Source organism: Streptomyces sp. NPDC005438, from assembly GCF_040606315.1.
Classification (GTDB): domain Bacteria; phylum Actinomycetota; class Actinomycetes; order Streptomycetales; family Streptomycetaceae; genus Streptomyces.
This window is the reverse complement of record NZ_JBEXEP010000002.1, coordinates 313,666-328,463: the sequence shown is the minus strand read 5'-3', so window position 1 is coordinate 328,463 and position 14,798 is coordinate 313,666. Positions and strand designations below refer to the sequence as shown.

At 72.6% G+C, this 14,798-nt stretch carries 14 protein-coding genes; 8 read left to right on the top strand and 6 right to left on the bottom strand.

Annotated features, from left to right (window positions below):
• Nucleotides 1-170: 170 nt before the first annotated feature.
• From ABZT14_RS06250 to ABZT14_RS06235, 4 genes are all read left to right on the top strand, one after another.
• The gene (locus tag ABZT14_RS06250) at nt 171-458 is read left to right on the top strand and encodes a hypothetical protein (protein ID WP_356297817.1); all 288 of its coding nucleotides are present in this window, start codon (nt 171-173) and stop codon (nt 456-458) included.
• Nucleotides 459-655: 197 nt separating this feature from the next.
• A complete protein-coding gene (locus ABZT14_RS06245) occupies nt 656-1,498 on the top strand; it encodes a hypothetical protein (RefSeq protein WP_356297815.1) in 843 nt (280 codons plus the stop codon).
• Nucleotides 1,499-1,520: 22 nt separating this feature from the next.
• Nucleotides 1,521-3,455 (top strand): fumarate reductase/succinate dehydrogenase flavoprotein subunit, encoded by a 1,935-nt coding sequence (locus tag ABZT14_RS06240; protein WP_356297813.1) that lies wholly within the window; start codon nt 1,521-1,523, stop codon nt 3,453-3,455.
• The gene (locus ABZT14_RS06235; protein WP_356297810.1) at nt 3,452-4,264 is read left to right on the top strand and encodes a succinate dehydrogenase/fumarate reductase iron-sulfur subunit; all 813 of its coding nucleotides are present in this window, start codon (nt 3,452-3,454) and stop codon (nt 4,262-4,264) included. The genes ABZT14_RS06240 and ABZT14_RS06235 overlap by 4 nt, the downstream gene beginning before the upstream one ends.
• Nucleotides 4,265-4,348: 84 nt before the next feature.
• Here the strand turns inward: ABZT14_RS06235 and ABZT14_RS06230 are convergent, their stop codons facing one another.
• The 5 genes from ABZT14_RS06230 to ABZT14_RS06210 form a co-directional block, all read right to left on the bottom strand.
• Nucleotides 4,349-6,139 (bottom strand): SpoIIE family protein phosphatase, encoded by a 1,791-nt coding sequence (locus ABZT14_RS06230; RefSeq protein ID WP_356297808.1) that lies wholly within the window; start codon nt 6,137-6,139, stop codon nt 4,349-4,351.
• Between the two features lie 214 nt (nt 6,140-6,353).
• Nucleotides 6,354-8,894, bottom strand: a complete 2,541-nt coding sequence (locus ABZT14_RS06225; protein ID WP_356297806.1) for a SpoIIE family protein phosphatase — start codon at nt 8,892-8,894, stop codon at nt 6,354-6,356.
• A 100-nt stretch (nt 8,895-8,994) separates the two neighbouring features.
• Nucleotides 8,995-9,366 carry a hypothetical protein gene (locus tag ABZT14_RS06220; RefSeq protein WP_356298582.1) on the bottom strand — a complete coding sequence of 124 codons (372 nt, stop codon included), beginning with the start codon at nt 9,364-9,366 and terminating at the stop codon, nt 8,995-8,997.
• Nucleotides 9,367-9,467: 101 nt separating this feature from the next.
• The gene (locus ABZT14_RS06215) at nt 9,468-10,220 is read right to left on the bottom strand and encodes a GntR family transcriptional regulator (protein ID WP_356297804.1); all 753 of its coding nucleotides are present in this window, start codon (nt 10,218-10,220) and stop codon (nt 9,468-9,470) included.
• Between the two features lie 363 nt (nt 10,221-10,583).
• Nucleotides 10,584-11,168, bottom strand: a complete 585-nt coding sequence (locus ABZT14_RS06210; protein ID WP_356297803.1) for an HhH-GPD-type base excision DNA repair protein — start codon at nt 11,166-11,168, stop codon at nt 10,584-10,586.
• A 138-nt stretch (nt 11,169-11,306) separates the two neighbouring features.
• On the opposite strand from ABZT14_RS06210, the gene ABZT14_RS06205 reads away from it, so the two are divergent.
• Together ABZT14_RS06205 and ABZT14_RS06200 are read left to right on the top strand one after the other, a co-directional pair.
• Nucleotides 11,307-12,158 carry a helix-turn-helix domain-containing protein gene (locus ABZT14_RS06205; RefSeq protein ID WP_356297801.1) on the top strand — a complete coding sequence of 284 codons (852 nt, stop codon included), beginning with the start codon at nt 11,307-11,309 and terminating at the stop codon, nt 12,156-12,158.
• A 4-nt stretch (nt 12,159-12,162) separates the two neighbouring features.
• Nucleotides 12,163-12,564 (top strand): VOC family protein, encoded by a 402-nt coding sequence (locus ABZT14_RS06200; protein WP_356297799.1) that lies wholly within the window; start codon nt 12,163-12,165, stop codon nt 12,562-12,564.
• A 260-nt stretch (nt 12,565-12,824) separates the two neighbouring features.
• On the opposite strand, the gene ABZT14_RS06195 is transcribed toward ABZT14_RS06200, so the two are convergent.
• A complete protein-coding gene (locus ABZT14_RS06195; RefSeq protein ID WP_356297797.1) occupies nt 12,825-13,274 on the bottom strand; it encodes a VOC family protein in 450 nt (149 codons plus the stop codon).
• Nucleotides 13,275-13,329: 55 nt separating this feature from the next.
• On the opposite strand from ABZT14_RS06195, the gene ABZT14_RS06190 reads away from it, so the two are divergent.
• Nucleotides 13,330-13,944 carry a CGNR zinc finger domain-containing protein gene (locus tag ABZT14_RS06190; RefSeq protein WP_356297796.1) on the top strand — a complete coding sequence of 205 codons (615 nt, stop codon included), beginning with the start codon at nt 13,330-13,332 and terminating at the stop codon, nt 13,942-13,944.
• On the top strand, nt 13,941-14,384 hold the full coding sequence (locus tag ABZT14_RS06185; RefSeq protein ID WP_356297794.1) for an SRPBCC domain-containing protein: 444 nt from the start codon (nt 13,941-13,943) through the stop codon (nt 14,382-14,384). Before ABZT14_RS06190 ends, ABZT14_RS06185 begins: the two co-directional genes overlap by 4 nt.
• Nucleotides 14,385-14,798 lie beyond the last annotated feature (414 nt).

The following is a 14,798-nucleotide window of genomic DNA, read 5'->3' as shown; positions in this document are numbered from 1 at the left end:
ACGGGGTGTCGAGGTGACCCCGGAGGCCCGGGCCGGGGCGGCTCCAGCCGGGTTCGCGGATCTCTTCTGAGGTAATCCGGTGACGCACACTTCCCATGACAGGTGTGACGCGCGACACTCTGCGGACGCATCGACCGGTGCCAACCGCAGACGGCGGAGGTGGGCAAGTCATGTCATTCCACGACGAGTTGGCGAACGCACAGCAATCACTCAACACCCTGAGTAACCACGTTGCCCAGTTGGAACAGCGCGGGGGCCAGACCCTGGAGATCAGGCGGGTACGCAGCGACATCGCCCACCTACGGGAGTCGCTGGACCTGCTCCGCGCCGCGGCCGGTGAGAGCCCCTCCAAGACCGCTCCCGAGCTGGTCACGATCCCGGACGCGCCCTACGACAGCACGCTGTGGACGGACGCGGAGGACGAGGGCCTCGGAGCCCGTGACCGTCGCGCTCCGTGACCGGCCCCGGACCGTACCGCCGCACCCCCATCCGTCACCGGGCGCCTCGGCCCGGCCGACGGGGTTCCCACCCTCTTCGGTACCTCGGGCCGGAAGCCGAGGCCCCGCCCCGGCCGGGCGGCCCTCCCAGCTGAGGCCCGACGCTCCTCCGTACCCGCCCGCGAACCCATCTGTCCGCCCCACCCAAGGGAGAGACCTTGGCAACCGGAACCACCAAGCCCCCGGGCCCTGAGGGCCCCCGACCCTCGGGCGGAGTGCGACAGGCCCCCGGTCGCGCGAGTATCGCCGCCGCCCACCTGCGTACCGACCGCTGGTGGCTGTCGCCCGGCGCCACCGCGCTGGGGCTGCTGATCTTCGTCGTGTACTCCTCGTGGCGGGCCTTCTCCGGCGCCGACTACTACGCGTCGCCGTACGTGTCCCCGTTCTACTCGCCCTGTCTGGCGGAGAACTGCGAGGCCATGAAGGCCGGGCCCAACTGGGCGCTGTTCGGCGACTGGTGGCCGCTGTCGCCCGCGCTGATCATCCTGGTGTTCCCGCTGGGGTTCCGCCTGACCTGCTACTACTACCGCAAGGCGTACTACCGGGGCTTCTGGGCCTCTCCCCCGGCCTGCGCGGTCGCCGAGCCGCACAGCAGCTACAGCGGTGAGCGCCGGTTCCCGCTGATCCTCCAGAACCTGCACCGCTACTTCTTCTACGCGGCCCTGCTGGTGGCCCTGGTCCTCAGCTACGACACCCTGCTGGGCTTCCGCAACGAGGACTACGAGTGGGGCCACATGGGCCTGGGCACCCTGGTGCTGCTGGTGAACGTGGCCCTGATCTGGCTGTACACCCTCTCCTGCCACTCCTGCCGGCACATCATGGGCGGCCGGTTGCGGCACTTCTCCAAACACCCGGTCCGCTACCGCCTGTGGGGCTGGATCGGCAAGCTCAACGGCCGGCACATGGAGCTGGCCTGGGCCTCCCTGATCAGCGTGGGCCTGGCCGATCTGTACGTGTACCTACTGGCCATCGGGGCGTTCAGCGACCCGCAGTTCTTCTGATTCGCAGGGGGATCGACGAGAGATGACGCAAGTGACACACGCCCCGTGGGACGTGGTGATCGTCGGCGCCGGCGGTGCCGGGCTGCGCGCCGCCATCGAGGCCCGCGAACAGGGCCTGCGTACGGCGGTGATCTGCAAGTCACTGTTCGGCAAGGCCCACACGGTGATGGCCGAGGGCGGTATCGCCGCCAGCATGGGCAACGTCAACGAGGGGGACAACTGGCAGGTCCACTTCCGCGACACCATGCGCGGGGGCAAGTTCCTCAACCACTGGCGGATGGCGGAACTGCACGCCATGGAGGCGCCGGACCGGGTCTGGGAACTGGAGACCTGGGGCGCCCTGTTCGACCGCACCAAGGACGGCCGGATCTCGCAGCGCAACTTCGGCGGCCACGAGTACCCCCGGCTGGCGCACGTGGGCGACCGCACCGGACTGGAGCTGATCCGCACCCTCCAGCAGAAGGTGGTCTCCCAACAGCAGGAGGACCACGCCGAGTTCGGGGACTACGAGGCCCGGCTGAAGGTCTTCCAGGAGTGCACCGTCACCCGGATCCTCCAGACCGAGGACGGCCGGGTGTCCGGGGTGTTCGCCTACGAGCGCGAGTCGGGCCGGTTCTTCGTACTGGAGGCCCCCTCGGTGGTGCTGGCCACCGGCGGCATCGGCAAGTCCTTCAAGGTGACCTCCAACTCCTGGGAGTACACCGGGGACGGACACGCGCTGGCCCTGCTGGCCGGGGCGAACCTGGTCAACATGGAGTTCGTGCAGTTCCACCCCACCGGCATGGTCTGGCCGCCCTCGGTGAAGGGCATCCTGGTCACCGAGTCGGTACGGGGCGACGGCGGGGTGCTGCGCAACTCCGAGGGCAAGCGCTTCATGTTCGACTACATCCCCGACGTGTTCCGGGAGAAGTACGCCCAGTCCGAGGAGGAGGCGGACGGGTGGTACGAGGACCCGGAGAAGCACCGGCGCCCACCGGAGCTGCTGCCCCGCGACGAGGTGGCCCGGGCCATCAACTCCGAGGTCAAGGCCGGTCGGGGTTCCCCGCACGGCGGGGTGTTCCTGGACGTCTCCAGCCGGATGCCGGCCGAGGTGATCGTGCGGCGACTGCCCTCCATGCACCACCAGTTCAAGGAGCTGGCGGACGTGGACATCACCGCCGAGCCGATGGAGGTGGGCCCCACCTGCCACTACGTGATGGGCGGGGTGGACGTGGACCCGGACACCACGGCCGCCCTCGGGGTACCGGGACTGTTCGCGGCCGGCGAGGTGGCCGGCGGGATGCACGGCTCCAACCGGCTGGGCGGCAACTCGCTGTCGGACCTGCTGGTGTTCGGCCGCAGGGCCGGGGAGTACGCGGCCCGGCACGCCCTGGAGTCCCGGGCCAACCCGCCCGGGGTGGACCAGGAGCAGGTGGACGCGGCGGCCCGGGAGGCGCTGGCCGCCTTCGGCACCGAGGAGCCCGCCCAGGCGGAGCCCGACGCGGCGGCGGGCCCGGCGGAGAACCCGTACACGCTGCACCAGGAGTTGCAGCAGTCGATGAACGACCTGGTGGGCATCATCCGCCGGGAGGGCGAGATGGCCCAGGCGCTGACCCGGCTCGCGGAGTTGCGGGTCCGGGCACGCCGCGCGCTGGTGGAGGGACACCGGCAGTTCAACCCCGGCTGGCACCTGGCCTTGGACCTGCGGAACATGCTGCTGGTCAGCGAGTGCGTGGCCCGGGCGGCCCTGGAGCGCACCGAGTCCCGGGGTGGGCACACCCGCGACGACCACCCGGAGATGGACCGCGAGTGGCGGCGGGTGAACCTGCTGTGCTCGCTGCGGGAGGCGGACGACGGTGACGGGCGGATCGCGCTCACCCGCCGGAACATGCCGCCGATCCGCGAGGACCTGCTGGCGCTGTTCGAGAAGGACGAGCTGCTGAAGTACCTGACCGACGAGGAGCTGACGCGACCGTGAACGCCCAAGCCAACGACAGCGGAACCCAGGACGACAGCGGCTACCAGGCGAAGTTCCGGGTCTGGCGCGGCGACGACCAGGGGGGCGAGCTGACCCCGTTCACGGTGCGGGTGAACGAGGGCGAGGTGGTGCTCGACATCATCCACCGCCTCCAGGCCACCCAGGCCCCGGACCTGGCGGTGCGGTGGAACTGCAAGGCCGGCAAGTGCGGTTCGTGCAGTGCGGAGATCAACGGCCGCCCCCGGCTGCTGTGTATGACGCGGATGTCGGTCTTCGACCGGGACGAGACGATCACGGTGACCCCGATGCGCGCCTTCCCGGTGGTGCGCGACCTGGTCACCGACGTGTCGTACAACTACACCAAGGCCCGGCAGATCCCCGCGTTCGTCCCCCCGGCCGACCTCAAGCCGGGTGAGTACCGCATGGCCCAACAGGACGTGGAGCGCTCCCAGGAGTTCCGCAAGTGCATCGAGTGCTTCCTGTGCCAGGACACCTGCCACGTGATCCGCGACCACGAGGAGAACAAGGAGGCCTTCGCCGGACCCCGCTTCCTGATGCGGGTGGCCGAACTCGACATGCATCCGCTGGACGCCGCCGGGGAACGTGACCTGGACCGCCGTACCACCGCCCAGGACGAACACGGGCTGGGCTACTGCAACATCACCAAGTGCTGTACGGAGGTCTGCCCCGAGGGCATCAAGATCACCGACAACGCGCTGATCCCCATGAAGGAACGGGTCGCGGACCGCAAGTACGACCCGCTGGTGTGGCTGGGGAACACCATCCGGCGCCGGAACCGCAAGAGCTGAGGCCGGCCGTACCGGGGGCCCGGGTCCGACGGAGGTTGTCGGGTACGGGCCCCCGACCTTTCAGCCGACCACTCGGGAGTCCGGTCAGAACAGGTCCAGCAGGGCCCCGGTGGGGTCCTGCGGCTTGGACTGGCCGTCCGGCAGCGGCAGTTCGAACCAGACCGTCTTGCCGTACGGCGTACGTCGGCTCCCCCAGCCCACGCTGAGCATCTGCACCAGTTGCAGCCCCCGGCCGCCCTCGTCGGTGTCCCGGGCCCGGCGACGGCGCGGCTGCACCAGCCCCGCGTCCCACACCTCGCACACCAGCGAACGGTCCAGCAGCAGCCGCAGCCGGATGCTGCCCTCACCGTGCCGCAACGCGTTGGTCACCAGCTCGCTCACCAACAGCTCGGTGGTGTCGGCGAGTTCGTCCACGTGCCACAGCGCCAACTGCTGGCAGGCCAGCTCCCGGGCCCGGGCCACCGAACGGGGCTCGGCCGGCAGGGTCCAGTCCCCCACCGACTCCTTGGGCATCCCGTGCACCCGGGCCACCAGCAGGGCCACGTCGTCCTCGCCGTGGTGGACGTCCAGGGTGGTGAGCACCTGGTCGGCGACCTCCTCCAGCGGGCGGTGGACGTTCACGATGGCGCGCCGGAACGCCTCCAGGCCCTCGTCGATGGAGTGGTCCCGGGACTCCACCAGGCCGTCGGTGTAGAGGGCCAGCAGCGCCTCGTCCGGCAGCTCGAACTCGATCTCCTCGAAGGGTTCGCCACCCACCCCCAGCGGCACCCCCTTGGGCACCTCCATCAGTCGCGCGGGCTCGCCCCGCTCCACCAGGACCGGGGGCATGTGGCCGGCGTTGGCGAGGGCGCACCGGCGGGTGACCGGGTCGTACACCGCGTACACACAGGTCGCCAGGTACACCTCGGACAGGTCACCGCCCTGACGGGCGGAACGTCGGGTGTCGCCCAACCCCCGGGCGATCTCGTCCAGTTGGGTCAGCACCTCGGCCGGCTCCAGGTCCAGCAGCGCTAGGGTGCGTACGGCGGTGCGCAGCTCGCCCATGGCCACCGCGGCCCGCAGTCCGCGCCCCATCACGTCGCCCACCACCACCGCCGTGCGGTGGCCGGGGAGTTCGATCACGTCGAACCAGTCACCCCCGACCTCGGCCGCCGGGTTGCCCGGCAGGTAGCGGCAGGCGATGTCCAGGCCGACCGCGTCCGGGTCGTTGGGGGGCAGCAGGCTGCGTTGCAGGATCAGGGCCCGCTCGTGCTCGCGGCGGTACAGCCGGGCGTTGTCCAGGCAGACGGCGGCCCGGGCGGCCAGCTCGGCGGCCAGGGCCGCGTCCCGTTCCCCGAACGGCTGGCTGCCCTTGGCGCGGGAGAACTGGGCCAGCCCCAGCACCCGGTCCCGGGCCACCATGGGCACCGCCAGGGTGGACTGGATCAGGGAGCCGTACTCCGGGAACTCCTCCACCTCCCCGGCGTGCAGTTGCTGCACCCGGGCGGTACGCAGGGCCTCCGCGTGGGGGGCGTGGGCGGCGTAGCAGTGGGTGGAGCCCACCGAGATGGGGCTGTGTCGGGGTCCGGTGGCGCCCTCGCCGGAGCGCAGGGACATGCTCAGCAGCGCCTCGGACACGGCGCTGGCGAAGGCCACCCGGCGCAGCGCCCCGGTGCCCTCGGAGGGGCCGGGGGGTTCGTCGCCGGCGAGCACGTCCTGGAAGAGGTCCACCGAGGCCAGGTCGCAGAACTGGGGCACGGCGACGTCCAGCAGTTCCCGGGCGGTGGTATCCAGGTCCAGGGAGTTGCCGATACGGGCTCCCGCGGCGTTGAGCAGGGCGAGCGCTCGCCGTACGTCGTCGGCCTTACCGGCCGCCTCGGCAGGAATCTCGCTCAACGCCGCCCCCTTCGCTCTCGGCACCCGCGTCAGTCTCGCAGGTCGCCGCGGATGCTGACAGGGTCTTACTGATCACTCCACCCATTCTCTCTCCGTCAACTGCCCGATATTCACGAGCGGATGCCCCCGTAGGCGCGTACGAATCCTCACGCGGCCCCGGCGATCCCGAAACCCCAAGTACCGGCCCCGGCCGACCAGTTCACGCCCCCACCGTTCAGGGCAGGGGGTACTCGAACCACACGGTCTTGCCCCGGGCCCCCTGCCGTGAGCCCCAGCGCCGGGAGTGCCCGGCCACCAGGGGGATGCCGCGCCCGCCCTCGTCCTCGGTGGTCGGCGCCCGTTCCCGGGGCGGGGCGGGCAGCGGGTCGGAGACCTCCACCAGCAGGCTGGTGCCCCGCACCATCCGCACCCCGAGGGGGCCGCCGGTGTAGCGGAGGGCGTTGGTGACCAACTCGCTGACCAGCAGCACCACTTCGTCCTCCACCGCCCGCAGCCCCCACTCGGCGAGGGTGGCCCGCACCAGCCTGCGGGCGCGGCGTACCGCGTACCCCTCCTCGGCGTTGAAGGTCCAGGACACCGCGCTGCCCTCGGGCATCCCCCCGAGCTGGGCCATCAGCAGGGCCACGTCGTCGGACTCGCTCCCCGACTCCAGGGTGGCGAGCACCGCGTCGCAGGCGTCCTCCAGGGTCCCGGCACCCGGGGGTCCGCCCCCTCCGGTGCCCGGGGCGACCCGGCCCAGCAGGGCGCACAGGCGGTCCACGCCGTCCATGATGTCCTCGCCCCGGCTCTCCACCAGTCCGTCGGTGTACAGCACCAGTACGCTGCCCTCCTCCACCTCCAGCTCCACGGACTCGAAGGGCACGTCGTCCAGGCCCAGCGGGGTGCCGGACGGCAGGTGGAGGGGGCGGGCGCGGCCCACGTCCTCGCCGGGGACGACCAGCAGCGGGGGTACGTGGCCGGCCTTGGCCAGGGTGAGCACGCCACGGCCCGAGTACCAGTGCGCGTCCTGGTCGGGGTCGGCGCCGTCGTGGCCGGCCAGCAGTCCGGCGGCCGAGCGGGGCAGCGGGTCGTAGACGGCGTACAGACAGGTCGCCAGCAGGGGGTCGTCCGGCCCCTGGGAGAGGTCGTCGGCCAGGTCGTTGACCCGGCGCAGCAGTTCCTCGGGCCTGAGGTCCAGGGCGGCCAGGGTGCGTACGGCGGTGCGCAGCCGCCCCATGGTGGCGGCGGCCCGCAGTCCGTGACCGGTGACGTCGCCCACCACGAAGGCCACCCGCCCGCCCGCCAGCGGGATCACGTCGAACCAGTCCCCGCCGACCTCGGCCCCGACGGCGCCGGGGACGTATCGGTAGGCCACCCGCACGCTGGGCGGTGCCGTCACCTCCCGGGGCAGCAGGCTGCGTTGCAGCATCACCGCGGCCTCCCGCTCCCGGGCGTAGAGGCGGGCGTTGTCCAGGGAGGTGCCGGCGCGGTCGGCGATCTCGGTGGCCAGCGCCAGGTCCTCGCGGTCGAAGGGTTCGCTCTGTCCGGCCCGGCTGACCACCAGCAGGCCCAGCACGATGCCCCGGGCCCGTAGCGGCACGGTCATCAGCGAGTGGATGCCCAGGTCGACGGCGGCCTGCACCTTGGGGTCACCGGGGTAGGTGGCCTCCAGCAACTCCCGTTGGCTGGCAGCGAGATGGGGTACGCCGGTGGACAGCACCCGGCCGAAGAACGACCGTCGCTCGAAGGCGATGTCCTGCCCCTGGAGGAGCATCCGGTCCACGTCCGGCCCCTGCCGTCTGGCGGCCACCCCCAGCTGGCTCAGGGGCCGGGTCATGGGGTCGCCGGTGCGGAGGAGTTCCCCGCCGTGCAGGACGGCCTGCCGGATCATCACGCCCGTGTAGTCGGCGAAGCGCGGCACCAGCGCGGCGGCCAGGGCCTGGGAGATGGGCCGTACGTCCAGCAGGTCGCCCAGCGCCACCCCCACGTCGTCCAGCAGGGACAGCCGCTCCCGGGCGGCCTCGGCCTTCTCCAGCGCCCGCTGCTGCTCGGTCACGTCCATCACCGCGATGCTGACGCCCAGCACGTTGCCGGCCCGGTCGGTGATGCGGCTGTAGGAGACCGAGCGGGTACCGCGCCCGTCCACCGACGGCATCACCAGGTCGGCCGCCGACCGGCCGGTGGCCAGCACCTCGTCCTGTACCCGTTGGGCCTCGCGGGCCAGGTCGCGGGGGAAGATGTCGTGCGCGGTACGGCCCAGGTGCTGCTCCAGGGGGTAGTGGTCCAGCCGGGCCAGCGCCTCGTTGACCCGTACGTAGCGCTGCTCCCGGTCGAGGATGCCCACCCCGAGGGCGTTGGAGGAGAACAGCGCGTCCAGGGCCGCCAGGTCGTTCTCCACCTCGCGCACCCGCTCCGCCTCCACCAGGTGCGCCAGCACACAGGGCAGCCCCCCGGAGTCGCGCAGCCGGAAGGAGCGGCACTCCAGGGGGACCAGGTGGCCGTCACGGTGGCGGACCCGCAGGATGCCGGCCCACCAGCCCTGCCGGTGGAGGGAGCGGCGGACCCGCTGGGTGAGCCGGCCGTGGCCGAGGAGCCGGGTGTACGGGGTGCCGAGGACCTCCGAGGCGGAGTACCCGAGGATCGCCTCGGCCATCGGGCTCCACAGTTCGACCCGGCCCTCGGCGTCGAGGGTCAGCATCCCGACACGGAGGACGTCCAGCAGGGAGGAGACGCCCTCGTCCTCCTCCCGGGCGCCCTCGACCGGTCGACCGCTCACATCGTCCACGCCCCTGCCCGGGTCGGTCTCGCCGTGCCGTGTCGACCGGGGTCACACGACGTGGGGGATCGTTCGACCCCTCACCCGATTCTGCACGGGGTCAGCGCTGCGCACCGTTCGGCCGGTCCATCCGCTCGACCCGGTACTCGTCCGGTGCCCGCTGCCCGCCCCGCTCGGGCGCGGTCCGTGGGGGCTCGGCGTCGGCGGGCGTGTCCCGGTCCGTGGGCGCGCCGGCCATGGCGTGGGCGCCGCGGCGTACGGCGGTGCGGGGCGCGGGGACCCGGGGGCCCTGCTCGGGGTCGGGGTCGGGACCTCCGGGCGCGAGGGTACGGAGGTGGTCGACGACGCGTTGGGCCTCGGCGCGGGTGGGGTAGCTGCCGACGCGGTAGCGGTTGCCGTGCCCGTCCTGGCGGACCACGTGCCAGGGCTGCACCCGCTCGCGGTCTCCACTGTCACGGCTCGCCGTTGCCATACCTCAGCAGCCTACGCCCCGACCTTCACGCACCGCATTCGAGCTGGCACGAGGAGGTAGCTTTTCGGCCGGGGCGCGGGCCGTGCTCGCGGACCCGGGCCCTACCGCACCGGCAGGTGGTAGGCGACCCGGAAGCGGTCGGCGGGCACCACCACGTCGGCGGTCTCCACCGGCTGCCGCCCGGCGTAGTAGGTCCGCTGGATGACCAGCACCGACTGTCCGGCCACCCCGCCCAGCCCCATCGCCTCCTCGGCCAGCGCGGGCCGGCTGGAGACCTCCTCGGCCACGTTGTCCACGATCACGTCGATGGCCGCCATCCGCTCCACCACGCCCTTGCCCCGCAACGGCCCCTCCTCGGGCAGCATCACGGGGGTACGACCGGTGATCGCCAGCGGCTCCCAGGAGGTCGACACCATGGACGCCTCGCCGGCCACCCGGAACAGGTAGCGGGTGCGCATCACCCGGTCCCCCGGCTTGAGCAGCAGCCGCTCGGCGACCTCGGCGGAACAGTCCTCCTGCTCGGAGAAGGACTCCCAACTGCCGTTGACCCGCTCGTCGGACTGCTCCTGACGGAACGGGGTGGCGTCCCCCACCGCGCGGTACCCGGTGCGCGCGACCCGGCCCAGCTCACGGCGCTCGCGCACATAGGTGCCCGAGCCGGAACGGCCCTCCACCAGGCCCTCGGCCATCAGCACCTTGCGGGCCTCCAGGGCCACGGTGTCGGAGACCCCGTACTCCTCCCGGATGCGGGCCTGCGAGGGCAGACGGGTGCGTGGTGGCAGCTGGCCGTTGACGATCTTCTGTCGCAGGTCCCCCGCCACGCGCAGATACGCGGGCTGCTCACCAAAAGGCACGTGGCCCTCCCTCGTGCTTAGCCGGTTCGCTCGCGGCTGGTGCTCGCTGGCGTCACGCTGTGGCGACCAAGCCGGCAGCGGCAGGGTGTTCGACAGCGCGCAACAGCTTGGCAACTCACGGTTGTTGGCCGCAAGCGACAACCAAGGATTCGCCCGATGTGATGACTTGCTGTTCAGCAGGCTGCCAGAGAAGAGGGCTTCGCACAGCGAAACGATCCGCCAAGAACCACTTCCCCCGCGTCCTCCACCGGTTTTCCCTACGGACCGTCATCGCCGGTCCGAACTCCCGCTCGGTCCAACCCGCCCCGCCCCACGGTGAGTTGGGTCCCGCTCCACACGGCCGGCCACCCCGGCCGAACCGCTTCAGCCCTTGGCGGCCTTCGCCGCCGCCTTCAGCTCCCGCTTGTGCTCCCGCACCTTCGCCAGCGACTCCGGTCCGGTGATGTCGGCCGCCGAGCGGTACGCCTCCGGCTCCCCGTACGCGCCGGCGGCCTCCCGCCAGCCCTCCGGGCGCACCCCCAGCTGCTTGCCCAGCAGGGCGAGGAAGATCTGCGCCTTCTGCTTGCCGAACCCCGGCAACTCGTTGAGCCTGCGCAGCAGTTCACGACCACTGTCCACGTCCCGCCAGACCTCGGTCACCTCGCCGTCGTAGTGCTCGACCAGGTACTGGCACAGCTGCTGCACCCGCTTGGCCATCGACCCCGGGTAGCGGTGCACCGCCGGCTTGTCCGAAAGCAGCCGCACGAACTCGTCCGGGTCGAAGGCCGCCACGGCCCCGGCGTCCAGTTCCTCCACCCCCATCCGTCGGGCGATGGTGTACGGGCCGGTGAACGCCCACTCCATCGGGACCTGTTGGTCCAGCAGGGTGCCGATCATGGCCGCTAGCGGACTGCGGCTGAGAAAGGCGTCCGCCTCGTCCTGCTGGGCCAGGTGCAGGGTGATCTCCATGGCGCGCAGGGGCCGGCGCTCCCCGTATCTCGGGCCTGCCGCCCCTCTCCGCGTCCAGTATGCGCGCCGCCGGGCACCCCGTCCCGCCGGACGCGGTCCGTACGGCGCCCGGCCCGCCCGCCGCCTACGCTGGCCGACGTGACACTCAGCAGGGCGCCCGCCCCGGCGCTGCGCCCCTGGATCGCCAGCCTCTGGTACGTGGCCGACCCCCGGGCCAGCGGCTGGGAGGTCAAGCTGCCCACCACCGGCCACCAGGTGCTGGTCAACCTGGAACGGGACCGGCTCAGCGCCCGCCCCCTGGGCACCCGTACCCGGGCCCTGACCAGCACCGGAGCGGCGGTCGCCACCACCACCGAGGGGGCCACCCTGCTGGACCGGGGCGAGCAGCGGCGCCTGGCCGGGGCGGTGCTGCGCCCCGGAGCGGTACCCGCCGTACTGGGGGTGCCGGCCGACGCCCTGACCCCGGCCGTGGTGGCGCTGCCCGAACTGCTGGGTGACCGGGCCGGCGAACTCCTGGAGCGCTGCGCGGAGGAGTCGAACCCGCACCGGGTGCTGGACCTGCTGGAGCGGTCGCTGTCGCGCGAGATCGACCCCGCGTCCACGCCGACCCCGCTGCTGGGGCCCGCGATGCGGGCGCTGTCGGCCGGGGAGCCGGTGGCCCGGGTGGCCCGCGCCCTGGGGGTGAGCGCCTCGACCCTGCACCGCCGGTTCGTACGGGAGGTGGGGGTGCCACCCAAGCGGTACCAGCGGCTGGACCGCCTGCACCGGGCGACCGCCCTGCTGCGCCGCCCGCCCGGGGGCGGGCTGGCGGAGCTGGCACAACTGCTCGGCTACCACGACCAGGCGCACTTCTGCCACGACTTCGAGGACCTGGCCGGCCTCTCCCCCAGCGCCTACCGGACCCACCTGGGGCCGGACCCCCACCACGTACGGCTGGCGAAGGATGCGAGCTTTCTACAAGACGGGCCACCGGGGTCGGACGCACCCTGAACCCATGACGAACCAAGCGCATCCCACGCAGGTGGAGTTCACCAAGATCACCCCGTACCTCTTCTACCCGGACGGCGACGCGGCCGTGGAGTGGCTGGTACGGGTCCTGGGCTTCGGCCCGGCCCACAAGGTGCCCGACGAGAAGGGTCAATGGACCGAGGGGGAGGTGGAGATCGGACCGGTACGGGTCGCCCTCACCGGCGCCGGCGACCGCTTCCCGGAGAACGTCGGCCGTTCCCTGCTGATCGTCAACGTCTCCGACGTGGACGCCCAGTACGCCCGCATCCGTGACGCGGGGGTCGACCTCGACCCGCCCCGGGACGAGGACTACGGTCCGCGCTCCTGCCACGTCACCGACCCCTGGGGGTACCAGTGGTACTTCTGGCAGGGGGACGCGAAGTACTGACCGGGCCCCGTGCCGGCGGGCCCGCGCCGGTCCCCGACCTCACGGCCGTGCCGCCGTCGCGGGTGGGCCGGCTCTGGTGCTCGGTGGTTGACCGGGTCGCGGACACGCGGGTGCGCCTCGTGGGCGGGGCGGTGGGACGGAACGTGAGCCGTGGGGGACCTCCCCCGCCGGGCCAGCCACGGCAGGTCGCTCGTACCCCGCGAAGAGTTCGCGGCCGGCCCGAGGCGCGGGGGCACCACGGCCCACCCGCCCCGGAAGGGTCACTGCACGTCGAACTCGTTGCCCTCGGGGTCGGCCATGGTCACGTGGTGGCTGCCCCGGTCCCGGACCGTGGCCAGCACGGTGGCGCCCAGCGACTCCAGTCGGGCCACCGCCGCGTCCCGTTCCTCCGGGCCGTGGTGGAGGTCGATGTGCAGCCGGTTCTTGCCCCGCTTGGGCTCGGGCACCCGCTGGAACAGCAACCTCCGGCCCAGACCGGCGCCACTGGTGGGGTCCACCGGGTCGTCGGGGTGGCGGACCCCGGCGAGGGGGCGCCAGGCCCGGCGTCCGTCCACCAGGGTGTGGTCCTCGTCGCTCAGCATCCCGGTGCCCAGCAGTTGCTCGATCAGGACGCTGTGGTCCTCCACCTCGTAGTCCAGCGCCTGGGCCCAGAAGGCCGCCAGGGCGTGGGGGTCGGCGCAGTCGACGACCAGTTTCCAGTGCACAGCCATGTGTCCGACCTCCGCGTCTCCGGCACCGCAACGTGCTACCGGTTATAGTGGTTACATGACCAGCGAGGCAACCGGACTCACCCTGCGCGCCCGGGACGGAGCCACCTTCCTCTTCGACCCGGGCGCCCTCTGCCTTGAGCTGCTGGTCACCGGAGGCCCCGGCGAGCTGGCCGTCTTCGAGACGCTGCACCGCCCCACCGACCTCGCCGACTGGCTGGGACGCTCACGGCTGGGCCTGGACCCCGAGCGGGTCGCGGTCACCCCCGAGCAGCTCCACCAGGCCCGTCAACTGCGCGACCACCTCTGGGAGTTGGCCCGGTCCCGGGTACGGGGGCACACCCCGCCGGCCACCCCTCTACGGGTCCTCAACGAGGTCGCCGCCCAGCCACCCCTCGCCCCCCGGCTCACCCCCGAGGGGACCCGCGACTGGGCCCACCCCCTCGACGGCGCCCGGGCCCTGGCCACCGTCGCCCGGGACGCCGTCACCCTGTTCACCGGCCCGTACCGGCACCGCATCCGACAGTGCGGGGCCGAGGACTGCTCCCTGCTGTTCGTCGACGTCTCCCGTCCGGGGCGCCGCCGCTGGTGCTCCATGGAACGCTGCGGCAACCGCCACAAGGTCCGCGCCCTGCGCGCTCGGAGGGAACGAGAGGAAGGAGCCGGACCATGACCCCACCCACCGGACTGACCCGGGACGCCGGCTGGCAGATCGGCGTCAGCAAGACCCTCCCCTGCGCCGCCAAGGAACTGTGGCGGCTCCTGCTCTCCCCCACCGGCCTCCCCCTCTGGCTGGGTACGACCCCCCGCCCGGCCCCCGAGCGCGGCTCCCCCTACCGCACCGCCGAGGGCACCGAGGGTGAGGTTCGCGGCTGGCACGAGGGCACCCGGATACGGCTCACCCACCACCCTCGGGGCGGCCACGAGACCACCGTGCAGCTCACCCTCACCCCCCGCCCCCACGGCACCCAACTACGGTTCCACCAGGAGCGGTTGAGGTCCGCCGAGGAGCGCCAGTCCCAGCGCCACCACTGGCGACAGGTCCTGGACCAGATCGCCCAGGCCCTCCCTTCCCCCTCGGGCCAGCCCTCGTCCACGGGGCGGCAAGGCTAGGAGCCCGGGGCGGGTACGGGCCGGAAGGGTACGGCGCCAGAACCGCCGCCCGGTGCGGTGCCGGAGGGCGCGGGCCATCCACGCGGGGCTGTTCGGTGGGGGCCAGACGCCGGGCGAGGGCAGGTGGTCAGGACGCCGCCCCTTGCGAGGGGCGGGAGCTCCGGGGGGCGGGCGGGGCTCCCGGGGGCATCCCCTGGTTCGGTGTTCCGGCGCCGGGGGCGGTTCGGTGGGGGCCAGTTCGGTTCAAGGGCGCCCCTGGCCCCCGTGCTCCGGTGCGGGGGCGCCGGGAGTGAGGGGCCGTCGTACGCCCGAGGGGCCCGGGTGCTGGGGTGGTTCGCGGCGCGGGCCCGCTCGTAGGGGGCTGCCGTACGACCGAGGGGGCCAGGTCAGGGCTCAGCCGGGCGCACCCCTGTC

What these genes read in the sequence shown, in the direction of transcription:
- ABZT14_RS06250 (WP_356297817.1), top strand. Translation starts at nt 171, where the DNA reads ATGTCATTCCACGACGAGTTGGCGAACGCACAGCAATCACTCAACACC.
- ABZT14_RS06240 (WP_356297813.1), top strand. Translation starts at nt 1,521, where the DNA reads ATGACGCAAGTGACACACGCCCCGTGGGACGTGGTGATCGTCGGCGCC.
- ABZT14_RS06220 (WP_356298582.1), bottom strand. Translation starts at nt 9,366, where the DNA reads ATGGCAACGGCGAGCCGTGACAGTGGAGACCGCGAGCGGGTGCAGCCC.
- ABZT14_RS06210 (WP_356297803.1), bottom strand. Translation starts at nt 11,168, where the DNA reads ATGGAGATCACCCTGCACCTGGCCCAGCAGGACGAGGCGGACGCCTTT.
- ABZT14_RS06200 (WP_356297799.1), top strand. Translation starts at nt 12,163, where the DNA reads ATGACGAACCAAGCGCATCCCACGCAGGTGGAGTTCACCAAGATCACC.
- ABZT14_RS06195 (WP_356297797.1), bottom strand. Translation starts at nt 13,274, where the DNA reads ATGGCTGTGCACTGGAAACTGGTCGTCGACTGCGCCGACCCCCACGCC.
- ABZT14_RS06190 (WP_356297796.1), top strand. Translation starts at nt 13,330, where the DNA reads ATGACCAGCGAGGCAACCGGACTCACCCTGCGCGCCCGGGACGGAGCC.
- ABZT14_RS06185 (WP_356297794.1), top strand. Translation starts at nt 13,941, where the DNA reads ATGACCCCACCCACCGGACTGACCCGGGACGCCGGCTGGCAGATCGGC.